Here is a 21,145-nt window from a genome sequence, read left to right on the forward strand (position 1 = left end):
GATTATTCCTTCTTACCTTTAGCTGTAGAGCTCTTAGAGTCCTTACTTGCCTTCGGGTTACTAAATTTAGAGACCTTAAATATTCTCTGCTTTTTGCCATTTTCAGTCATCTTATAGCCAACTCTAGCTGGTTTGCCTGAAGCCGGATCTAGCACCATCACCTTGGATACATCGATTGGCTTAGTGACCTCAACAATTCCGCCCTTAGGGTTACTTTGGCTCGGCTTAACATGTCTCTTAGATATATTAACCCCCTGAACCACTACTTGCTTAGTGGCCGGTTTAGCCAAGACGACTTCTCCGGTCTTGCCCTTATCACGACCAGCTATCACTATGACTTTATCTTTTCGAATTATTTTCATTATAGTACCTCCGGAGCTAATGAAACTATTTTCATATAACCCTTTTCCCGCAGCTCACGGGTAACCGGGCCAAATATTCGGGTGCCCCTGGGTTGGTCATTAGTATCAATAATTACTGCTGCATTTTCGTCAAATTTAACATTACTACCATCTTTTCTACTAACTTGCCTTTTGGTTCTCACCACCACTGCCCTTATAACTTCTTTCTTCTTAACGGTACCGTTTGGGGTAGCTACCTTAACACTAGCTACTATGACATCGCCAACTCTAGCATAGCGTCTTTTACTTCCACCCAAAACCTTGATACACATTATTTCTTTTGCACCAGTATTATCGGCCACTTTTAGCCTTGTTTCTGACTGTATCATTGGGAAATCTCCGTCTTTACAATGGCTTTCTGAATAACTCTAGAAAGTGCAAAATGCTTGTTCTTGCTAATTGGTCGGGTCTCAATAATTTCCACAGTGTCTCCGAGTAGTGCCTTGCTAGTCTCATCATGAGCCTGGAATCGAGTAGTTACGAGATACGACTTCTTGTACAAAGGGTGAGCCTTGCGGCGCTCTACTGCCACAACAATTGTTTTGTCCATTTTGGTTGATACAACCTTGCCCTGTAGTGTTCGACTCATGATTTATCTCCTTGTGAGGCCTTTTCTTGTTCGCCTATTATTGTTAGTATTCTCGCTATTGTTCGTTTTAGTGTGACTATCTGCTTAACATTTTTTACTTCCTTGGTTCTGTAATCTACATTAAGTTGTACTAGCTTAGATCTGGACTCTACTAGGTCCTTCAGTAACTCTTTATTAGATTTATTTCTTAGTTCTTTAGCTTTCATCTGATTCTCCTGCATGGGCTTTTACCATAAATTTAGTCTTAATAGGCAGTTTGTAGGCAGCGAGTCGCATAGCTTCCTTGGCGACTTCTTCGGTAACTCCGTCCATTTCGAACAAAATTTTACCCGCCTGGACCTTGGCCACATAGTGGTCAAGTGCTCCTTTACCAGATCCCATCCTAACTTCAGCAGGCTTCTTAGTGACCGGTGTATGGGGGAAAATTCTGATCCATATTTTACCGCCGCGCTTAATGTGCCTGGTCATGGCACGACGCGCAGATTCTATTTGCCTTGAAGTTATTCGCTCGTTAGCAAGAGCTTTTAAGCCAAAGCTGCCAAAGCTAATTTCGGTGCCTCGGCTAGCAACGCCTTTATTACGCCCTTTCTGGGCCTTTCGATATTTAGTTTTGCGTGGCATTAACATCTTACTACTCCTTAACCTTTATAAATCCATACTTTTACACCAATCACACCAAAAGTCGTCTTGGCTTCGGCGGCAGCGTAATCAATATCGGCCTTAATTGTATGAAGTGGGATGCTACCGACTGCGGATGTCTCTCGACGAGCCATTTCGGCACCATTTAGCCTCCCTGAAACACTAACCTTTGCACCTAAAGCACCAGACCTAACAGAAGCTTCGGTGGTACTCTTGATGATCCTTCTAAAAGGTAGCCTGCGCTCAAGCTGAGAAGCCACATTTTCAGCGACCAACTGAGCATTGAGTTCGGGATTTTTCACTTCCTCAATGTTAATCTTAAAAGAGCCATCAATAAGCTTGGCGAGGTCCTTTTTGAGGGCATCAATACCAGCTCCGCTTCGGCCTATAACTACTCCTGGCTTAGCAGTGTGAACAGTTATCGTGAGCTCATTATTGGATCTTTCAATTTCCACCTTGGCCACCGAGGCCCTAAAGCCTAGCTTCAAAGAAATAAGCTTTCGGATCCTGATGTCCTGGGCGACTAAAGTTGCGAAATTACGATTATCGAACCACTTAGACTGCCAGTTCTTAGTATATATTAACCTGAACCCTACTGGATTTATCTTTTGTCCCATTACCTTAATCCTCGCTTCTTGTTAGTAATTTTCGTGGTAACTTTAGGCTTTCCTGATTTCTGCTCAGTCTTTTCAGATGGCTTAGCGTCTGACCCTGCCTCGCCGCTGTCCAGGATGATCCTAAGATGAGCCATTTGGTGCTCTATTTTGCCATAAGCACCTTTCGCTCTTGGTCTGCCTCGCTTTAGCTTAGGGCCCTGGTCAACTCTTATTTCAGATATAACCAAGGTAGATGCGCTAAGACTGTAATTGTTCTCAGCACTAGCGATAGCGCTCTTTATGCCGGCTGCAATCATACGAGCCGACTTTTGTGGCATATTAAGCAAGAGCTCCTGTGCCCCTGTGGCACTTTGGCCTCTTACCATATCAGCGCCCAGACGAAGCTTTTGAGCTGATATCCTTAGATACTTAATGTTTGCTGCTACTTTCATGATTACTCCTTAAGACTTCCCTTCGGCTTTAGCTAGTTTACCGCCATGACCACGGAATTTTCGGGTAGGGGAAAACTCTCCTAGCTTATGGCCAACCATGTTTTCCGTAACTAGCACTGGGACATGTATCTTGCCGTTATGCACGGCGATAGTTTTGCCGACCATCTCTGGACTAATAGCACTAGACCTAGACCAAGTCTTGATAATAGTCTTGTCATTTACTTCCAGTACCATGACCTTACGAAGTAATTTAGGGTCGATAAAAGGACCTTTTTTGCTTGAACGACTCATCTATTTCCTTCCTTTCCCGCGACCACGAATAATCATGGCGCTAGTTGATTTACGGCGTCTAGTCTTAAGCCCCATAGCAACTTTACCCCATGGGGTTCTCGGAATTCGACCTGGGCCACTTAAGCCCTCTCCACCACCCATTGGATGATCTGATGGGTTCATAGCCTTACCGCGAACAGAAGGCCTCCAACCCATTCGGCGCTTTCTTCCGGCACTACCAATAGTAATGTTCTGATGATCAGCATTACCAATCTGGCCAACTGTCGCCATACAATTAGTGTGGATTAGTCGGACCTCTCCTGAAGGCAACTTGATTTGAGCCCAATCACCTTCACGAGCCGCCAACTGAGCGCGAGCACCAGCGCTTCTGGCTAGCTGTCCACCTCGGCCAGGCTGCATCTCAATATTGCATATTACCGAACCAATTGGGATGTCTTTGAGCTTGAGGCGATTACCGGACTTTATTTCGGCATCTGGGCCAGAAGCAATTGAGCTTCCAACAACCATATTTGCAGTAGCCAATACATAGGCCTTACTACCATTGTCGAGTCTCACTAAGGCTATATTAGCTGATCTGTTAGGATCATACTCGAGGGCGATAATAACTGCCTTCTGAGCAGAGGCGAATACAAAATCCACCAATCTGTAAGCACGCTTAGCTCCACCGCCGCGGTGGCGAGTGGTTATTTTGCCTTGATTATTGCGGCCGGCTTTCTTTATCATAGGCACAGTTAGGGACTTTTCGGGCTTCTTCTTGGTTAGCTCCGAAAAGTCAGCAACGCTCATATTCCTACGGGCTGCTGTATTTGGCTTGAGTGTTCTAACTCCCATTACTTCTTTTCCTCTCCTGCGACATCAAATACTGAAATCTTCTGACCTTTTTTAATAGTTACATATGCTCTCTTGTTATCTTTGCGTCTACCCACAACCCCTTTAAATTTCTTTACTTTACCTTTTATTATTGCAATTCTCACCTGAATAACATCAACCTTAAATTGCTCCTTTACGGCCTTTGCAACAAGAGGCTTGTTGGCAGAAGGGCTAACATCGAACATATAAGTGCTAGTAGCTGCTAACTGCATACTCTTTTCGCTAATTACTGGCTTAAGTGTAATAAGTGTCATTTTGTATCTCCTGAGGTTTTGACCTTGGCTGCAGGCTTAGCTGCTGTGCTTAAGGAAGGCTTTGCCTTACGGCTCGATGCCTTAGTAGAGCCCAGCCATAATTCTAGCTCTTTTAGGCCATCGGAATCAATCAGTATGGCGTCTGCATCGAGTACTGCGGCAACATTCAATTGCTTTACAGATATAAGTTTTATGCCTGGGATATTGCGGGCCGAAGATATAAACTTGCTATCGAGCTTGGCGGCAGCAATGAGTATTGAGCCTTCTGCTCCAACCTTATCTATCATTTCTACTACTTTACTAGTTTTGTAATCGCTAACCCAAAATGACTCAATCACTTTGATATTCTCAACTTTCAGGCTTAAGGCTTGCTTAAGGCTAGATCGAATCATGCTCTTAGGCATATTCTTGGAATAGTTTTCGTTACCTGTGGGGCCAAAGGCAACGCCACCATGTCTCCATATCGGATTTCGGCTAGACCCAAATCTAGCCCTTCCTGTACCCTTTTGCTTCCAGGGTTTGCGACCTCCACCAGAAACCTCGCCACGAGATAGGACCTTGGCGTTATTGGTTCGGATATTAGCGTAGAATCGGTTGTATGCAATCTTAAGCTGATCTGGGTTTGCTTCCACTCCAAAAATGGCCACAGGAAGGTCCACTTCAGTCTTTTTTACGCCTACCTTGCTGTAGCTAATTGCCTTCATTATTTGATACCCCTAATCATAACAAGACCTCGTCTAGGCCCAGGCACACTGCCTACGATTGCTATCAGGTTCTTTTCTGCATTTATAATTGCTATCTTTTGATTCTTGATGGTTACCTTTTCATGGCCCATTTGACCGGCCATTTTGGTGCCCTTAAAAACATGCTGAGGATACCCCGAGCCTATAGACCCAGGGGCGCGGTAGTTATGACTACCGTGAGTCTTCGGTCCGCGGTGAAAATTATGCCGCTTGATGGTGCCGGCGAAACCCTTTCCCTTGGAGATACCCGAAACCACTACCTTGTCGCCTACCTCGAAGATACCGACTGTCAGCGTATCACCCACCTTAAGTTGACTAGGGGCCTGCTCTACTTCACTTACAACACCATCGGGCTGCTCGGTTCGAAATTCTTTTATGGTAGTAGGCCTTGAGCCAGAAGCCTTTACCTGGCCAGCTTGGGTCTTAGATAACTTTTCAGATTCCCCAAAGCCAATTTGAACCGCATTATAGCCATCTGATTCGATAGATTTTAGTCTGGTTATGACACAAGGGCCAGCTTCAAGAACAGTTACGCCACTGCGTACACCGTTTGCATCAAATATTTGCGTCATTCCAACTTTTTTAGCGAGTAATGCTTTCATAATTCCTTGGCTATTAAATAATAAAACCTGAGTAAACAGGCTGGTTTCCTTAGGCTTTTTAGCCGTCAAGACCTTGTCGCTTCTCAGTACTCTTAACTACTAGAACTGTTTGATAGTTAAAACTCAGGTGTCATTGTATCAGATAGGGGCCAGGTATGTCAACTATAAAAGGCACCTCCCAAAAAGGTACCTTTTACGATTCTACTAACTAGAATAGGCTGCCCGAAATTATCTACTTGATGAGCTTGATTCCGCCGATTAGTGGCAGTGGCTTCATTTCGTTATTGACGACATTTATAATACCCATAATCGCCAGTACCAGTATTAGTAAACCTACAGCCGGTGCAGCCACCCATCCCAGAAAAGGAATTACCCATAAAATATTGGTTAGTACCATCGCAATGAATAAAACCAAACCTTGGTTGGCGTGGTATTTTACAAATTTACTGTTTCCGCCCGCGAATAGAGGAATCACTACAAGGATTCCTACATAAGCTAAGACGCCCATTATTTTGTCATTTTCATTACTTGTTTTTTTATCTTCTGGCATAATTACCTCCGTTATAAAATTGTTTTATTTATTATTTTTTTAGAATATTACTAAGCTAATTGTAACCCCGCACGGGCGGCTTGGCAAGCTACAATAAATCTATATATTGATGATACTTCCGCCGAGCTTGTCGCGGAAATAATTGTCGTGGCTTACATAGAGTATTGCCCCGCTATAAGCGAGTAGAGCGCTCTCTAGCTCCTCAATACTCGGCAGGTCAAGATGATTGGTAGGCTCATCTAGTATCAGCATGTTTGGCTCTGGGGCAAGCATTTTAATAATCTGAAATCGGGCCTTTTGTCCTCCAGATAATTGCTTGAGTTTGAGATTAAGATCAGCTCGAGGATCAAATAGATACTGCGCGGCGATTTGCATTATTTTTTCCTGATTAACAGGGATACTATTTTCTATATAAACCGACTCTATGGCTTCCGAGAGAGTAGAGTCTAATAGTTTATTATCTATCTCCTGTTCATAATAACCTATTCTGAGAGCTTTTTCCGGCTCGATAGATCCTTTGAATATTTTTAGCTTAGAGGGCTTACCGTTAGTGATATCAAGAATAAGTTTGATAAGACTGGATTTACCGGCTCCATTTCTACCTCTTATTTCAGCCCTATCACCGCTATTTAAGCCAAACGAAACTGCCTCAAACAGAGGCTTGCTATAGCCTACACTTAAGTCGTGTACTGATAGAAGGTTCATAAAGCCTGAATCCGAACTATCCGTAGTGATAGATATATTCTTGGTCTTGTACTTGTCATAACGATCTGTGACTTTTTTTGACATCCCTTCTACGGACTGCTGATCAATCCAGAATGACGGCTTGACCATAACCTTTTGCAGTTCGTCTATTTGGCGCTGAAAGCGTCGAGCCATAGGAATAAAGGGGTTAGGAGTTTTACTGGAGCCTGCTTTCTTACGATTTGCCTCTTGGAGCTGCTTTTTTAGGTTCTCCATAGTGCTGAGCTGTACTTCATAATTGTTCATACCCGCCACTGTAGCTAAACTATTCTGCTTAAGGTATGCATCATAGTTGCCAATAAAAACTACTGCCTGGTTGTCTTTAATCTCGACTATGGTATCAACGGTAGCTAGTACATCTCTATCGTGGCTGACCAGCACTACGGCACCTTTGGCAGAACCTAGCCAGGTTATAAATTCAGCTTTTGCAATGTAATCCATGTGGTTAGTTGGTTCGTCTATAAGGGCCAAATCGACCTTACTCTCAGCGATCTTCACTAGCTCTACAAATCGTTTTTGGCCACCTGACAAATTTTTAATAGAGGCTCTGGCCATAGTCTCATCTACTTGATATCTAGAAAGAGCCTGTAGCACCCTATCTTCTCCTCTGTAGTAATCTAGCTGCATGAAACGATCAAGAGCGTCGCTATATTGATCAAGCTGGTCGTTACTTGGTTCAGTAATATCAGGATAAGCATCCATAATCCTTTTACAGCGAAGGTAATCTGGGAGTTCACTTAATATGTAATCAACTACTGAAACATCTTCGAGGTGAGAGTGCTCTTGCCTGCTAGTGGCGATAATCAGCCCTTTTTTTCTCCAGACAGTGCCTACGAACTCCTCGTCCTCACCATTTATTAGCCCTAGAAGGGTTGTTTTACCTACCCCATTTCTGCCTATAATGGCTATTTTCTGGTCAGCCTGCAATGTAAGGCTAAGGTTCTTAAGAAGTAGCTTGGAGCCGGCTGTTTTTTCCTCGATATCTATATTTATAATCATGGTTTATCCATTATCCCGATGGCATTAAATCAAAAAACCCCTTTGTTAAGAGGTTTTTTGATTATTACTCCGCCAGTTTACATCTTTATTTCGATATTAACACCATTGGGTAAGCTGAGGTTAGTTAAGCTATCAATAGTTTTTGCATTATGGTCATAAATTTCTATTAATCGCTTGTGGGTTCTCATTTCGAATTGTTCGCGAGCATCCTTAAAGACATGTGGGCTTGAAAGTACAGTGTACTTATCCTTTTTAGTCGGGAGTGGAATCGGGCCAGCTACGCTAGCGCCAGTACGAATTGCGCTATCGATAATTTGCTTTGCAGACTGGTCGATAATCTTATTATCATAGGCTTTTAATTTAATCCTAATTCGTTGCTTTTCTGGTTTTTCTGTCATGTCTTATAAGGTACTTTCTGCTCTCTTTGGGGGAGATTACTTATTGATCTTAGTTACTACACCAGCGCCTACTGTCTTACCGCCTTCACGAATAGCAAACCTTAGGCCATCGTTCATGGCTATCGGGGCAAGCAATTTTACTTTTACGCTGATATTATCCCCGGGCATTACCATTTCGGTACCTTCTGGGAGCTCTACCTCGCCTGTTACATCCGTAGTTCGGAAGTAAAACTGTGGCTTATAGCCCTTGAAAAATGGGGTGTGGCGTCCGCCTTCGTCTTTCTTTAGCACATATATTTCGGCATCAAATTCGGTGTGAGGAGTAACAGAACCCGGCTTTGCAAGTACTTGCCCACGCTCAATGTCATCGCGCTCAACGCCTCTTAGCAAGATACCAACATTGTCTCCAGCTTGGCCTTCATCGAGCATCTTTTTAAACATCTCTACTCCTGTCACGACAGTTTTGGTGGTATCTTTTATACCTACTATCTCAACTTCTTCATTGATGTTTACTCTTCCCTGCTCGATGCGACCGGTGGCAACTGTGCCTCGCCCTTTAATCGAGAATACATCTTCGATAGGCATCAAAAATGGCTTGTCTAGTTCTCTTACTGGCTCAGGGATATAGTCGTCCATAGCCTTGACTAACTCCATTATGGCATCCTCGTTAGCTGAATCACCTTCTAGAGCCTTAAGTGCCGAACCCTTAATTATTGGGGCATCTTTGTCGTATTCATACTTTTCTAGAAGCTCACGAATTTCCAGCTCCACTAGTTCGGCTAATTCTGGGTCAGCCATATCCATTTTATTCATAAATACTAGTATTTTTGGTACGCCTACCTGTCGGGCTAATAGTACATGCTCTCTTGTTTGAGGCATTGGGCCGTCTGCAGCAGAAACCACTAGAATAGCTCCGTCGATCTGAGCAGCTCCCGTGATCATATTCTTGATATAATCAGCATGTCCAGGCATGTCTACATGGGCATAGTGACGCTTTTCGGTCTCATACTCTTCATGGGAAGTTGCAATCGTAATGCCTCGCTCCCGCTCTTCTGGAGCATTGTCGATTGTTGCATAATCGACTGGCTGATTAACATCACTGGGCAGCTTTTTCGATAGTACTGTGGTTATTGCTGCTGTTAGGGTAGTCTTTCCATGATCCACGTGGCCCATAGTGCCGACATTTACATGTGGTTTGTCTCTGTTATATTTCTCTGCCATTGATACTCCTCGTTAATATATTAATTGCTTGATTGTTTGGTTTTTTGACAATAAGAAAATTGCCATATTGTTTGACCCCTTTATTATAGGGAGAAAAAGCCTTTTTGTAAAGAGTTAATTTATAGTTTTAGTAAGGCTTATATTTGGCCAGACTAGCTGCGGCTCTCGCCAGCTTCCCTGGAAGCGGTGTATTTGCCCTTTAGCTCTTCGGCTACATGGTTAGGAACCTCAGCGTAATGATCGAACTCCATTGCATAAGAGGCTCGACCCTGGGTCATGCTTCTTAAGCTAGTAGCATACCCAAACATCTCCGCTAGCGGCACAAAAGACCTGATAACCTTTGCCCCACTACGATCTTCCATAGTATCAACTCGGCCACGCTTCGAATTAATATCCCCTATAACATCCCCCATGAATTCATCCGGGGTAGTAACTTCAACACGCATAGTTGGCTCCATGATTACTGGGTCGGCCTTCTTAACTCCTTCTTGAAGGGCCATAGATGCAGCTATTTTGAAGGCTATTTCTGATGAATCTACATCATGGTAACTCCCATCGTATAGCTTGCAGTGCAAATCAACTACAGGGTACCCGGCAATAACTCCATTACGCATTGCTTCCTTAACACCAGCCTCTACAGGGGCAATATACTCTCGAGGCACAGCCCCGCCGACAATAGCATTCTCAAATTCAAATGTCTGAGATTTATCGCTATCCTCGGTGTGTACTAGTGGGCTTAGCTCGAGGTAGACATGGCCGTATTGGCCTCTACCGCCAGATTGACGGATAAATTTATGCTCTATCTGAGTTGTGCCTTTAATAGTCTCCCTAAAAGCAACCTGGGGTCGTCCAACATTTGCCTCTACCTTAAATTCGCGCTTCATTCTATCCACCAATACCTCTAAGTGCAGTTCGCCCATTCCGGCTATAATAGTCTGCCCAGAATCTTCATCGGTACTGACTCTAAAGGTAGGATCTTCTTCGGCGAGACGGCTCAGCGCTATGCCCATCTTCTCCTGGTCGGCTTTAGTTTTAGGTTCGATAGCAATATTAATTACTGGGGCTGGGAAATCAATTGATTCAAGAAGTACTTGGGCCGACTCATCGCAAAGTGTGTTACCAGTTACGGTGTTCTTAAGGCCAACTGCAGCGGCTATATCCCCTGCGTGAACCTCCGAGACCTCTTCTCTATTATTGGCGTGCATACGGACAATTCGCCCGATACGCTCTTTTTCGCCTGTACTAACATTATAAATGTAGCTACCTGATTTGAGTACTCCAGTATAAACTCTAAAGAAACAAAGCTTCCCGACAAATGGATCAGTCGCTATTTTAAATGCCAAGCCAGCAAAAGGAGCCTCATCGCTCACTTCCAGGAGTCTTTCCTCACCAGTTTTATTATCTACTGCAAGAGGCGCAGTGACATCTAGGGGGCTGGGGAGATAATCTACAATTAAATCAAGCAGCTTTTCGACGATTACACCGCGTCCATCGCCACCAGCCACCAAGAAAAAGTCTCCCCTAAGGACAGACTTTCGAATTACTTGTTTGATCTCTACTTCGGTAAGCTCGGTGCCGTCAAGATATTTCTCCATAATTGTATCATCAGCCTCTACGGCTGCTTCAATAAGGTGGCGTCTATAATTTCTGGCTTTCTCCATCATGTCGTCAGGTATCTCAACTTCTTTGAGTTCCTTATCGGTATAATCTGAGTATTGGTAGGCCTTCATCTCGATAACATCTACGATTCCATTGATTTCCTGCTCAAAGCCAATAGGCAAATGAACCGGATATGCGTGCTTGCTAAGTCGCTCGTGAATAGACTCTAAGCTCTTGTAAAAATCGCCGCCAGTTTGGTTAATCTTATTTATAAAGCAAATCCTAGGGACTCCATATTTATCAGCCTGCCGCCATACGGTTTCGGACTGAGGTTCGACGCCCATTTTGCCATCAAACATCACACAAGCTCCATCAAGAACCCTGAGTGATCTTTCGACCTCTACTGTGAAGTCGATGTGTCCAGGGGTGTCGATGATATTAATTCGTTTGTCCTTCCAGAAGCAAGTTGTGGCCGCCGAAGTAATAGTTATGCCGCGCTCACGCTCTTGTTCCATCCAGTCCATAGTAGCCTCACCTTGGTGAACTTCACCAATCTTGTGGACAACTCCAGTCCGGTATAGTATTCCTTCGGTTACGGTTGTCTTGCCTGCATCAATGTGGGCGATAGTCCCGACATTTCGGGTATTTTCTAATGTAAATTCTCGAGCCATGGGAATAAAATTATCCTTTCTTTACCCTAATTAAATAATGCCGAATATTCGGCATAATCGGATATTATCTTAACCTATATAGCCGACATTAACAAGGATATTATGGTGTAACAATTTGCCAACAACATTTTAGGGCACAAAAAATATCTAAGGGTATTCCGCCACAAGCTTGCCAGCAAAGCAACTGGCATATAGAGTGTATAGTAACAGTTTTAGATATATTACAAAAAGTGAGTCAGGAGGGTAACTCATTTTTTGCCAAGGTGGCAGAAGTCGAATATTCTGGTTGATACAGACGACGCTCTGGCTCAAATACAGAGCCTCAATCTTTCGTACATGGCAAATACCTCGGCAAGCAATGTAAATTTGCCCAATTAATAATAAATACCCCGGGCAGAGTTATAAAGCGGGGTATCTATTATCCTATTTTGGTCAGAGCGCTTGAGCTGGAACTAAAAGACTTAGCTAGTACCTTGCGAAGTGAGCAAAGGCTTTGTTTGCTTCAGCCATCTGGTGAGTATCTTGCTTCTTCTTAACTGCATCACCTTCGTTGTTATAGGCCGCGACTAGTTCTGTGGCTAGTTTCTTATCAAAACTACTTCCTTTTTTCTTTCGGGCTGAATCTAGCATCCAGACCATTGCATAATGAACTTTGCGATCTCCCTTAACTTCGATAGGGACTTGATAGTTTGCTCCACCAATACGCTTAGATTTAACCTGCACTTGGGGGCTGACATTTTTGATTGCACCTTCGAACACTTCTAAGGGGTCTTTTTTGGTCTTTGCAGCTGCCTGGCTGATAGCTCCATAGACAAGATTCTCGGCTAACCTCTTTTTACCATCTAGCATGACCTTATTGATCATCTTGGTAACTAGAACGCTATTATACACGCGGTCTGCTGGTAGTATTCTCTTGAGTGATTTTGTGACTTTTCTTGGCATAACTTAATCCTTCTTGCTTCCGCTGGCCTTTTTAGTGCCATATTTACTTCGGCCTTGCTTGCGATCGCTGACACCACCTGTGTCTAAATGTCCTCGAACTATATGATAGCGAACACCACCAAGATCCTTAACCCGTCCTCCCCTAACCAAAACTACGGAATGCTCCTGAAGATTGTGACCTTCACCTGGTATGTAGGCAGTGACTTCCATTCCGTTAGTGAGCCTTACTCGAGCAACCTTACGCAGGGCGGAGTTTGGCTTACGAGGTGTTTGAGTATAAACCTTAACACAGACGCCCCGCTTGAAGGGTGAGTTATTCAATGCTGACTGATTTTTAAGAGCGTTAAAGGTCCGGCCCAAGGCTGGAGATTTAGTCTTGGTTGTTTTGCGCGAACGCGGTTTTCTAATGAGTTGATTGATTGTAGGCATAATTTGTAACTTCAATACTTTAACAGATAAGAATTACCTGGTCAAGCATTGCCCCCTTCCTTGCCCCTAAAGCCTGTTCCTACCGGGATTAACCGCCCGATAATAACATTCTCTTTTAGACCTCTTAAGTTATCGGACTTACCTCGCATCGCAGCTCCAATAAGAACCCTAGTGGTTTCTTGGAATGAAGCGGCAGATAGCCAACTATCAGCCCCAGTCGAAATTTTAGTAATTGGCATTAGAAGTAGCTCATAAGTTGCAGGCTTCTTGCCCTTCTTGGACACCTTAAGGTTCTCTACCTTTAGGGATGTCTGGGAAACAACATCACCTGAAATGAAGCTTGTAGCATTTGGCTCCTCGATCATTACTCTGCTAAACATCTGGCGAATTATAACTTCGATATGCTTAGCAGCGATTGTCTGGCCCTGGCTAAGATAGATAGCCTGAACTTCATCGATGATGTATCGCTGGACTGCTTCTTCGCCACGCAATTTAAGCATATCCTGAAGGTTTATCGGTCCTTCTGTTAACCTCTGCCCAACTTCTACGCGGCCGCCATTCTTGACTTCTAGGGCGACATATTCACCAACAGTGTGCTCTCGAAGCCCAGCACCTAGATGCGTTAAAAGTATCTTGTCGTTATCGATCTTTACCTCGCCACTGCCGCCAGCCTTAATAGTACGCTTTCCGTCCTTACTCTCCGCAAGTACTTGGCTTCGCTCCACCATATCACCAGCTTTGACCTTGACAATCATTTCACCAAATTTATACTCAGTTACTTTTTGGTCGTCGGGTATGATTATGATGTTTTGCTTGTTGCCAGCTTTTCTAATTTGTATTGTTCCCTCGACATCTGCCAGTATAGCCTGCCCTTTGGGGCTTCTTACTTCAAATATCTCTTCAACTCTAGGTAGACCCTGAGTGATGTCTTCGGTGGCGATACCTCCTGCGTGCATAGTTCGCATAGTAAGCTGGGTGCCGGGCTCTCCGATACTTTGAGCAGCTATAATACCAACTGCCTCGCCGTGCCTTATAGGCTTTCCAGAGCCTAAATCTAGGCCGTAGCACTGAGCACAGACACCCCACAAGCTCTTGCACTTAAGAACTGATCTGATCTTAACAGTATCGATCCCAAGATCGTTAATCTTTTTGGCTACATCCGGCAGGATTAGATCGCCCTTTTTAATTAGTGTTTTGCCTGTTGCTGGGTCGACAATCTTTTCATGGATATTTCTTCCCGCTAACCATGCTCCAATGCCCTCTTCACCAGCTGCTTCAGCCTCAGCCCTGGTGATTAGATAGCCTTCCTTATCTCCACAATCATCTTCAGATATTACAATATCTTGGCTTACATCTACTAGGCGTCGGGTTAGGTAGCCAGATTCAGCAGTCCTAAGGGCTGTGTCGGTAAGGCCCTTGCGAGCTCCATGAGTGCTAATAAAGTACTCAAGCACAGACAAACCATCTTTGTAGTTAGATCTAATTGGCAGCTCGATAGTTCGTCCAGACGGGTTGAGCATCAAACCAAGCATTCCGGCCATTTGATTAACCTGCGCCATTGTTGTGCGTGCCCCAGATTCCATGTCTAGCGTAAGGGTGGATTCACTGCTTGTAAGAGTATCTACTAAGGATTTCTCTACCGCGACTCCTACTTCCTTCCAGGCAATGATTGTTTTCTGATAGCGCTCTTCATCTGTAATTAGACCTTGGTTGTACTGGCTAGCGTAACCAACTACCTTGGCCTCTCCTTCGCTGATAATACCAGCTCGGTCCTCTGGTACGACAAGATCATCCATCCCGATAGAAATTCCTGATAATGTGGCGTACTTAAAGCCTAGATCCTTCACATCGTCAGATAAATCTGCCGTGGCGTTTACTCCGAAGACATCAAATACCTCGGCCATTACTTTTTTAAGCTTAGATTTGGTCATTGGGTCGTTCTGGTAGCTCATACCCTCAGGGAGTACCTCATTAAATAGCAGCCTACCAGCCGTAGTATCAATGATTTGATACTCATCCTTATTTATTTCATGCGCTATCCTTACTTTAATATTAGCTCGTAAATCTACGATACCCTCTTGATGTGCTAGGACGGCTGCGTCGGAGTTTTCAAAAATCTTGCCTTCGCCCTTAGAACCAGCCTTAGAAGAAGTCATAAAGTAACAGCCCAGCACGATGTCTTTGCTTGGATTGACTACTGGCTCACCAGAAGATGGCTTGAGTAGATTATGGCGCGAGAGCATGATATCTCGTGCTTCAGCCTGGGCTGCATCACCTAGAGGAACATGAACTGCCATTTGATCTCCATCGAAATCAGCATTAAAGGCCGCACACACCATTGGGTGGAGCTGGATAGCCTTACCTTCGATTAAAGTTGGCTTAAAAGCCTGGATGCCTAATCTGTGAAGAGTGGGTGCTCGATTAAGAAGCACATACTTACCGGCGATTACATCGTCGAGTGTGTCCCATACTTCAGTGCGTGCTCTTTCAATCATTCTCGATGCGCTCTTAACATTATGTGCATAGCCTCGATCGATTAACTGGCCTATCACAAAAGGCTTGAATAGTTCTAGGGCCATCATCTTGGGGATACCGCATTGATCTAGCTTTAAGTGGGGCCCGATTACAATTACGGATCGGCCAGAATAGTCCACTCGTTTGCCAAGAAGGTTTTGACGGAATCTTCCCTGTTTTCCCTTAAGTAAATCAGTTAGGCTTTTGAGTTTTTTGCGACTGCCGGCTGCCGATACTGCTCTATCTCGCCTAGCATTGTTGTCTATTAGGGCATCGACTGCCTCCTGAAGCATACGCTTCTCATTGCGGCAAATTACTTCTGGAGCTTGTAGCCTATAGAGCTTCTTGAGTCGATTATTTCGATTTATGACTCTTCGATAAAGATCATTAAGATCTGATGCGGCAAATCGGCCACCATCAAGCTGTACCATAGGTCTAAGGTCTGGGGGGATAACTGGCAGCTGACTTGTTATCAGCCACTCTGGCCGAAGTTGAGCCTGCATCATGCCTTCGACTAGCTTAAGTCGTTTTAGGGCTTTTTTCTTCTTTTGACCAATTGTGTTTTCAGATTCGTCTTTGAGGCTCTTTGTGAGTTTCTTTAGATCTACTTCAGCCAGTAACTGCTGAACTGCCTCTGCACCAATACCAGCCTTAAAGACATGCCCAAATTTTTGATTTAATTCTCTGTAACGGCCTTCTGGCAATAGTTCGCTCTTGGCTAGATTGGTAAGGTCAGATTTAGCGGTGGTATAAGAGTTGTCTAGCTCGGCAAGCTCATTGATAACTTCGTCGCTGAGAACTTCCTTATCGGGGTTCTTTATCTCATATTTCGTTAAAATAGCCTTGCGTCTACTCTTGAAATCTACATCCAGCTCCTTAAGGGACTCAGACTTGGCCTTTTCATCCACATCGGTTACTACAAAGTTAGCGAAATAAACAACCCTCTCTAGGTCTCTAACCCCAATATTTAGAATTAAGCTAATCGGGCTTGGAGTCCCCCTCAAGAACCAAATATGCGTGACGGGTACGGCTAAAGTGATATGCCCCATGCGCTCTCGTCTCACAATACTTCTTGTTACCAATACACCGCACTTGTCGCAGGCAATGCCTTTGTAGCGAATGCCTTTGTACTTACCGCAGTAACATTGCCAGTCTTTTGTTGGTCCAAAAATCTTTTCGCAGAATAAGCCATCTTTCTCTGGTTTTTGAGTCCTGTAGTTAATGGTTTCTGGCTTAGTTACTTCTCCGTGAGACCAATCTAGGATTGTCTCTGGCGATGCAACTGAAAGTCGGATTCCATCAAAATCCAAAATCATTTGTTCGTTTGCGCTAATATTCATTGGTCTAGCCTTCCTTCTCGGTTAATTTGGTATCATTATCAGCTAGGGCTTCAAAATCATCCTCGGATCCATCAGAGGCGAGGTTCACTATCGCTTCGCCCTCGGCGGCTTTATCGCCCTCCATGAGTACGGTTGAGCCAAGCTCATCAGCTTCAATTTCAAGGCCTTTCTCTAGTAGCTCTTCGGCTGGCATAACCTGTGATGTCTTGGGTTTCTCTAGTTCAACATCTAATCCCAAGCTCTGCAGCTCCTTAACTAACACATTGAATGATTCAGGTATTCTTGGCCCCTTTATCTCATCATTCTTAATTATTGATTCATAGGCTTTACTTCTGCCAATTACATCATCAGATTTTATAGTAAGTATTTCCTGGAGTGTATTGGCTGCGCCGTATGCTTCAAGAGCCCAAACTTCCATCTCTCCGAATCTCTGTCCACCCATTTGAGCTTTACCGCCAAGTGGTTGCTGGGTAACCATAGCGTATGGCCCAGTTGATCTTGCATGGATCTTATCATCAACCATATGCTGAAGTTTCAGCATATACTTATAGCCAATTGTAGTGGTTTCTGCGAATGGCTCACCGGTATAGCCATGGAATAGCTGAGCTTTGCCATCTTCAGGTAGGCCTGCCTTCTTAAGCTCTGCTTTGATTTGGTCTACCTTAACTCCGTCAAACACAGGGGAGGCAACTCGGTAGCCTAGTGCCTGAGCCGCCCATCCTAGGTGAGTTTCTAGTATCTGGCCAATATTCATACGAGCACCTACACCTAGTGGGTTTAGAATAATGTCTACTGGTGTGCCATCGTCTAGATAGGGCATGTCTTCAATAGGTAATATCTTACTAATTACGCCCTTATTACCGTGCCGTCCAGCCATCTTATCGCCAACTGATATTTTTCTAAGCTGTGCAACAGCTACATATATTTGGCTAATTACACCAGCTGGGAGGTCATCCCCGGCCTCTCTACTAAGTATCTTCACCTCGACTACTTTTCCTGCAGTACCATTTGGCAACCTCAAGCTAGTGTCCTTTACATCTCTAGCTTTTTCGCCAAATATGGCCCTAAGAAGCCGCTCTTCACTGGATAAATCGGTCTCCCCCTTAGGTGTTATCTTACCTACTAGGATATCGCCGGCCTCTACTTCAGCTCCTATTCGTACCACACCTTCATCGTCAAGGTCCTTAAGGCTGTCTTCAGATACATTTGGGATATCCCTAGTTATAACTTCGGCACCTAGCTTCGTGTCTCGGACATCTACTTGGTGGGTTTCAATATGTATTGAAGTATACCTATCATCTTGAACGAGTCTTTGGGAGACTATAATGGCATCTTCGTAGTTTAAGCCTTCAAATGGCATAAATGCCACCAATACATTCTGCCCTAGAGCTAACTCACCTTCTTTAGTACTCATTCCATCTGCTAGGATATCGTCTCTCTTGACCATCTGGCCTGAGGAAACCACAGTGCGCTGATGCATTGACGACCCTTGGTTAGATCGAACGAAATTGATCAGCTTGTAAGATTTCCTGCCTGCTTTCTTGTACTTGACGACTATTTCTTTGGCATCAGCTGAAAGTACTTCGCCATCTTCTTGGGCTAAAATTACTTGCCCAGAGTCCTCTGCAACCCTTCCCTCTACACCAGTTCCGACAATCGGGGCTTCTGGCTTAATAAGAGCTACTGCTTGGCGCTGCATGTTCGCACCCATTAGAGTTCTTTTGGCATTATCGTGCTCGAGGAATGGGATTAAGGCAGCTGATACCCCAACTACTTGGTTAGAGCTGATATCCATGTAATCGACATTATTGGCATCTTCTTCATCGGCCTCACCACCAACACCCCTTACTGGTACGCGGGGCTGGACAAAGTAGCCCTTATCGTCGGTTGGCGTCTGCGCCTGGGCTATCACAGCCTTCTCTTCATCAGTAGCATCAAGGTATACGATTTCAGATGTAGCGCGTGCTTTTATTCTGACGGCACTTGTGCCGGATTTTTCTATTGCCTTAGCCAGAGTAGCAGTTATTTTATCGCCTGCCTTAACAATCACCTTGCCACCCTCAGAAATAGTCCTGGAGGAAAATTCTCCTACTGAATCCTTAACGGCAACTTCATTTATAACTTTGAAGTATGGAGTCTCGATGAATCCATACTCGTTTACTTGGGCGTATGTGGCCAAAGTGCTTACCAGCCCAATATTTGGCCCTTCTGGGGTTTCGATAGGACAAATTCGTCCGTAGTGAGTTCTGTGTACATCACGAACTTCGAATCCAGCACGCTCACGACTCAATCCACCAGGGCCCATTGCGTTTAGTCGTCGCTTGTGGACGATCTCGGCTAATGGGTTGATCTGATCCATGAACTGACTCAATTGGTGACTAGCAAAGAACTCTTTAACGCTAGCCACAATCGGGCGCACATTGATTAACTGTCCAGGGATAATAGTCTCTGGATCGGCAATACTCATTCGATCTTTTACTATTCTCTCCATTCGCAGCAGGCCGACTCGGAAACGACCCTGAATTAGTTCCCCTACCATCTTTAGTCGGCGATTCCCTAGGTGGTCGATATCTTCTGAAGGCATATTACTATTGCTAAGCTTGATTATCTCGGTGATAATCCCGATAAGGTCTTCTTTTCTAAGTACTCTTCCGTCAGGGTTATTCTTAACATTAACGCCGAATCTTTTATTGAGCTTGTAGCGCCCTACTTTGCTAAGATCGTAGCGCTTAAAATCAAAAAACATACTATCCAGTAAAGCCTTGGAATTTTCAACTGTTGCTAGATCGCCAGGCCTAATCCTACGATATACCTCCATAAGTGCCTCTGCTGTAGTGCTAGTTGGGTCCTTGGAAAGTGTCTCTTCGATCAGCTTTACTTCCCCGCTATCAGCATCCTTAAATATCTCCTTAATCTCGGTATCTGTGCCAAACCCAAATGCTCTAAGAAGTGTAGTAACTGGAAGCTTACGCTTTCGGTCTATCTTGACACTCATAACACCATTTTGAGCAGTTTCTATTTCTAGCCATGCGCCACGATATGGGATAATTTTGGCCGAAAAATAATCAGCAGTGCCATCGCGCGTGAAGAATACACCTGGGCTGCGTAGCAACTGGCTCACGACAACTCGCTCTACGCCATTGATGATGAAGGTGCCACGAGCAGTCATAATTGGGTAGTCGCCTAAGAAAATCTCTTGGATTTTTACTTCACCTGTTTCCTTGATTATCAATTCTATAGTTGCTTTAAGTGATGCCTCATAGCTGAGGTTCTTCTCTTTAGCGAGCTCTTCGGTAACTTTGGCTTGGTCGAACTTATAACTTTTAAAGTTTAGCTCATACTTTTTGCCAGTAAAGTCCTCTATTGGCGAGATTTCTTCAAACAGTTCTTTAAGGCCTTCTTCAAAGAACCAATTGTAGGAATCCAGCTGAATCTTTATAAGATCAGGTAGTTTTAGTGGTGTGGTCTGACTGTTAAGGTAAATTCTAGCACTGGCTGACTTTGCCATATATTGTAGTGTCTCCTCTTGCATTACTTAATTTGTTAATAAGATGAAGAAGAGGTTTTTCTAAACAGATAAAAAACCGATATATTCCGAATCCCACCGAAATTTACCCGTTATAAAAGTTTAAGCGTCCTCTATAAAGATAAATACTAGACTAATATTGGATGCTAGTCAATAGTTTTAAGGTGTTAAATTACTTCTTTTCGACGACCTTATCGACTATGCCGTAGCTTTTGGCTTCGTTGGCATCCATCCAGAAATCACGATCGCTGTCGTTGGTTATTTTAGACACTTTCTGGCCTGTTTTTTCAGATAGAATTATATTTAGCTTTTCGCGGATTTTAATGATCTCTTTGGCTGTTATTTCGATATCCGAAGCAGTACCCTGGAAACCACCCGAGGGCTGATGGATCATTATTCTAGAGTTGGGCAGCGAAAACCTCTTGCCTTTTTGCCCGCAAGCCATCAGAAATGCCCCCATACTTGCGGCCATACCAACACAAATTGTACTAACATCCGGATTTATCAATTCCATGGTATCAAATATTGCCATTCCAGCAGTAACACTCCCTCCGGGCGAATTAATATACAATTTGATATCTGCATGCTTATCCTCGCTCTCAAGAAACAAAAGCTGAGCGATGACTAAGTTAGCTACAGTGTCATCTACCTCTGTTCCCAGGAATATTATCCTCTCTTTTAGCAAGCGAGAATATATATCATAGGCGCGCTCGCCCATACTGGTCTTCTCTATGACTGTGGGGATTAGTATCTGTCCGTTCATATAGCTATTTTA

22 protein-coding genes are annotated in these 21,145 nt (G+C 44.1%); all 22 read right to left on the reverse strand.

Going from position 1 to position 21,145, the window contains the following annotated elements; genetic code table 11:
* Positions 1-2: 2 nt before the first annotated feature.
* The 22 genes from rplX to clpP all read right to left on the reverse strand — a co-directional run bounded on the left by rplX (position 3) and on the right by clpP (position 21,133).
* Positions 3-362: a 50S ribosomal protein L24 gene (gene rplX / locus NT111_01405; protein ID MCX6804657.1), complete on the reverse strand. Its 360-nt coding sequence runs from the start codon at positions 360-362 to the stop codon at positions 3-5.
* A complete protein-coding gene (rplN, locus tag NT111_01410) occupies positions 362-730 on the reverse strand; it encodes a 50S ribosomal protein L14 (GenBank protein ID MCX6804658.1) in 369 nt (122 codons plus the stop codon). Before rplN ends, rplX begins: the two co-directional genes overlap by 1 nt.
* Positions 727-990: a 30S ribosomal protein S17 gene (gene rpsQ / locus NT111_01415; protein MCX6804659.1), complete on the reverse strand. Its 264-nt coding sequence runs from the start codon at positions 988-990 to the stop codon at positions 727-729. Before rpsQ ends, rplN begins: the two co-directional genes overlap by 4 nt.
* Positions 987-1,196 carry a 50S ribosomal protein L29 gene (rpmC, locus tag NT111_01420; GenBank protein ID MCX6804660.1) on the reverse strand — a complete coding sequence of 70 codons (210 nt, stop codon included), beginning with the start codon at positions 1,194-1,196 and terminating at the stop codon, positions 987-989. The genes rpsQ and rpmC overlap by 4 nt, the downstream gene beginning before the upstream one ends.
* Positions 1,186-1,617: a 50S ribosomal protein L16 gene (rplP, locus tag NT111_01425; GenBank protein ID MCX6804661.1), complete on the reverse strand. Its 432-nt coding sequence runs from the start codon at positions 1,615-1,617 to the stop codon at positions 1,186-1,188. The genes rpmC and rplP overlap by 11 nt, the downstream gene beginning before the upstream one ends.
* 11 nt (positions 1,618-1,628) lie before the next feature.
* Positions 1,629-2,246, reverse strand: a complete 618-nt coding sequence (gene rpsC / locus NT111_01430; GenBank protein ID MCX6804662.1) for a 30S ribosomal protein S3 — start codon at positions 2,244-2,246, stop codon at positions 1,629-1,631.
* Complete coding sequence (gene rplV / locus NT111_01435) at positions 2,246-2,677, reverse strand: 50S ribosomal protein L22 (protein ID MCX6804663.1); 432 nt, start codon at positions 2,675-2,677, stop codon at positions 2,246-2,248. The genes rpsC and rplV overlap by 1 nt, the downstream gene beginning before the upstream one ends.
* A gap of 9 nt (positions 2,678-2,686) precedes the next feature.
* Positions 2,687-2,968 (reverse strand): 30S ribosomal protein S19, encoded by a 282-nt coding sequence (gene rpsS / locus NT111_01440; protein MCX6804664.1) that lies wholly within the window; start codon positions 2,966-2,968, stop codon positions 2,687-2,689.
* On the reverse strand, positions 2,969-3,799 hold the full coding sequence (rplB, locus tag NT111_01445; protein MCX6804665.1) for a 50S ribosomal protein L2: 831 nt from the start codon (positions 3,797-3,799) through the stop codon (positions 2,969-2,971). It lies immediately after the preceding gene.
* A complete protein-coding gene (gene rplW, locus NT111_01450; GenBank protein ID MCX6804666.1) occupies positions 3,799-4,092 on the reverse strand; it encodes a 50S ribosomal protein L23 in 294 nt (97 codons plus the stop codon). Before rplW ends, rplB begins: the two co-directional genes overlap by 1 nt.
* Entirely contained in the window at positions 4,089-4,796 is a 708-nt protein-coding gene (gene rplD, locus NT111_01455; protein ID MCX6804667.1) for a 50S ribosomal protein L4, read from the reverse strand. Before rplD ends, rplW begins: the two co-directional genes overlap by 4 nt.
* The gene (gene rplC / locus NT111_01460) at positions 4,796-5,437 is read right to left on the reverse strand and encodes a 50S ribosomal protein L3 (protein ID MCX6804668.1); all 642 of its coding nucleotides are present in this window, start codon (positions 5,435-5,437) and stop codon (positions 4,796-4,798) included. Before rplC ends, rplD begins: the two co-directional genes overlap by 1 nt.
* 232 nt (positions 5,438-5,669) lie before the next feature.
* The gene (locus NT111_01465; protein MCX6804669.1) at positions 5,670-5,987 is read right to left on the reverse strand and encodes a hypothetical protein; all 318 of its coding nucleotides are present in this window, start codon (positions 5,985-5,987) and stop codon (positions 5,670-5,672) included.
* Between the two features lie 99 nt (positions 5,988-6,086).
* Positions 6,087-7,730, reverse strand: coding sequence for an ATP-binding cassette domain-containing protein (locus NT111_01470; GenBank protein ID MCX6804670.1), 1,644 nt, complete (start codon positions 7,728-7,730; stop codon positions 6,087-6,089).
* Positions 7,731-7,807: 77 nt separating this feature from the next.
* Positions 7,808-8,128, reverse strand: a complete 321-nt coding sequence (gene rpsJ, locus NT111_01475; protein ID MCX6804671.1) for a 30S ribosomal protein S10 — start codon at positions 8,126-8,128, stop codon at positions 7,808-7,810.
* 36 nt (positions 8,129-8,164) lie between these two features.
* The gene (gene tuf / locus NT111_01480) at positions 8,165-9,349 is read right to left on the reverse strand and encodes an elongation factor Tu (GenBank protein ID MCX6804672.1); all 1,185 of its coding nucleotides are present in this window, start codon (positions 9,347-9,349) and stop codon (positions 8,165-8,167) included.
* A 152-nt stretch (positions 9,350-9,501) separates the two neighbouring features.
* On the reverse strand, positions 9,502-11,619 hold the full coding sequence (gene fusA, locus NT111_01485) for an elongation factor G (protein ID MCX6804673.1): 2,118 nt from the start codon (positions 11,617-11,619) through the stop codon (positions 9,502-9,504).
* 465 nt (positions 11,620-12,084) lie between these two features.
* Positions 12,085-12,561, reverse strand: a complete 477-nt coding sequence (rpsG, locus tag NT111_01490) for a 30S ribosomal protein S7 (protein MCX6804674.1) — start codon at positions 12,559-12,561, stop codon at positions 12,085-12,087.
* 3 nt (positions 12,562-12,564) lie between these two features.
* A complete protein-coding gene (rpsL, locus tag NT111_01495) occupies positions 12,565-12,990 on the reverse strand; it encodes a 30S ribosomal protein S12 (GenBank protein MCX6804675.1) in 426 nt (141 codons plus the stop codon).
* A gap of 41 nt (positions 12,991-13,031) precedes the next feature.
* The gene (rpoC, locus tag NT111_01500; protein MCX6804676.1) at positions 13,032-16,844 is read right to left on the reverse strand and encodes a DNA-directed RNA polymerase subunit beta'; all 3,813 of its coding nucleotides are present in this window, start codon (positions 16,842-16,844) and stop codon (positions 13,032-13,034) included.
* Positions 16,845-16,848: 4 nt separating this feature from the next.
* Positions 16,849-20,352, reverse strand: a complete 3,504-nt coding sequence (locus NT111_01505; protein ID MCX6804677.1) for a DNA-directed RNA polymerase subunit beta — start codon at positions 20,350-20,352, stop codon at positions 16,849-16,851.
* 190 nt (positions 20,353-20,542) lie between these two features.
* Positions 20,543-21,133: an ATP-dependent Clp endopeptidase proteolytic subunit ClpP gene (gene clpP / locus NT111_01510; protein MCX6804678.1), complete on the reverse strand. Its 591-nt coding sequence runs from the start codon at positions 21,131-21,133 to the stop codon at positions 20,543-20,545.
* Positions 21,134-21,145 lie beyond the last annotated feature (12 nt).

This window comes from Patescibacteria group bacterium, from assembly GCA_026397045.1.
Classification (GTDB): domain Bacteria; phylum Patescibacteriota; class Saccharimonadia; order CAILAD01; family BJGX01; genus JAPLVO01.

What these genes read in the sequence shown, in the direction of transcription:
- rplX (MCX6804657.1), bottom strand. Translation starts at nt 362, where the DNA reads ATGAAAATAATTCGAAAAGATAAAGTCATAGTGATAGCTGGTCGTGAT.
- rplN (MCX6804658.1), bottom strand. Translation starts at nt 730, where the DNA reads ATGATACAGTCAGAAACAAGGCTAAAAGTGGCCGATAATACTGGTGCA.
- rpsQ (MCX6804659.1), bottom strand. Translation starts at nt 990, where the DNA reads ATGAGTCGAACACTACAGGGCAAGGTTGTATCAACCAAAATGGACAAA.
- rpmC (MCX6804660.1), bottom strand. Translation starts at nt 1,196, where the DNA reads ATGAAAGCTAAAGAACTAAGAAATAAATCTAATAAAGAGTTACTGAAG.
- rplP (MCX6804661.1), bottom strand. Translation starts at nt 1,617, where the DNA reads ATGTTAATGCCACGCAAAACTAAATATCGAAAGGCCCAGAAAGGGCGT.
- rpsC (MCX6804662.1), bottom strand. Translation starts at nt 2,246, where the DNA reads ATGGGACAAAAGATAAATCCAGTAGGGTTCAGGTTAATATATACTAAG.
- rplV (MCX6804663.1), bottom strand. Translation starts at nt 2,677, where the DNA reads ATGAAAGTAGCAGCAAACATTAAGTATCTAAGGATATCAGCTCAAAAG.
- rpsS (MCX6804664.1), bottom strand. Translation starts at nt 2,968, where the DNA reads ATGAGTCGTTCAAGCAAAAAAGGTCCTTTTATCGACCCTAAATTACTT.
- rplB (MCX6804665.1), bottom strand. Translation starts at nt 3,799, where the DNA reads ATGGGAGTTAGAACACTCAAGCCAAATACAGCAGCCCGTAGGAATATG.
- rplW (MCX6804666.1), bottom strand. Translation starts at nt 4,092, where the DNA reads ATGACACTTATTACACTTAAGCCAGTAATTAGCGAAAAGAGTATGCAG.
- rplD (MCX6804667.1), bottom strand. Translation starts at nt 4,796, where the DNA reads ATGAAGGCAATTAGCTACAGCAAGGTAGGCGTAAAAAAGACTGAAGTG.
- rplC (MCX6804668.1), bottom strand. Translation starts at nt 5,437, where the DNA reads ATGAAAGCATTACTCGCTAAAAAAGTTGGAATGACGCAAATATTTGAT.
- NT111_01465 (MCX6804669.1), bottom strand. Translation starts at nt 5,987, where the DNA reads ATGCCAGAAGATAAAAAAACAAGTAATGAAAATGACAAAATAATGGGC.
- NT111_01470 (MCX6804670.1), bottom strand. Translation starts at nt 7,730, where the DNA reads ATGATTATAAATATAGATATCGAGGAAAAAACAGCCGGCTCCAAGCTA.
- rpsJ (MCX6804671.1), bottom strand. Translation starts at nt 8,128, where the DNA reads ATGACAGAAAAACCAGAAAAGCAACGAATTAGGATTAAATTAAAAGCC.
- tuf (MCX6804672.1), bottom strand. Translation starts at nt 9,349, where the DNA reads ATGGCAGAGAAATATAACAGAGACAAACCACATGTAAATGTCGGCACT.
- fusA (MCX6804673.1), bottom strand. Translation starts at nt 11,619, where the DNA reads ATGGCTCGAGAATTTACATTAGAAAATACCCGAAATGTCGGGACTATC.
- rpsG (MCX6804674.1), bottom strand. Translation starts at nt 12,561, where the DNA reads ATGCCAAGAAAAGTCACAAAATCACTCAAGAGAATACTACCAGCAGAC.
- rpsL (MCX6804675.1), bottom strand. Translation starts at nt 12,990, where the DNA reads ATGCCTACAATCAATCAACTCATTAGAAAACCGCGTTCGCGCAAAACA.
- rpoC (MCX6804676.1), bottom strand. Translation starts at nt 16,844, where the DNA reads ATGAATATTAGCGCAAACGAACAAATGATTTTGGATTTTGATGGAATC.
- NT111_01505 (MCX6804677.1), bottom strand. Translation starts at nt 20,352, where the DNA reads ATGGCAAAGTCAGCCAGTGCTAGAATTTACCTTAACAGTCAGACCACA.
- clpP (MCX6804678.1), bottom strand. Translation starts at nt 21,133, where the DNA reads ATGAACGGACAGATACTAATCCCCACAGTCATAGAGAAGACCAGTATG.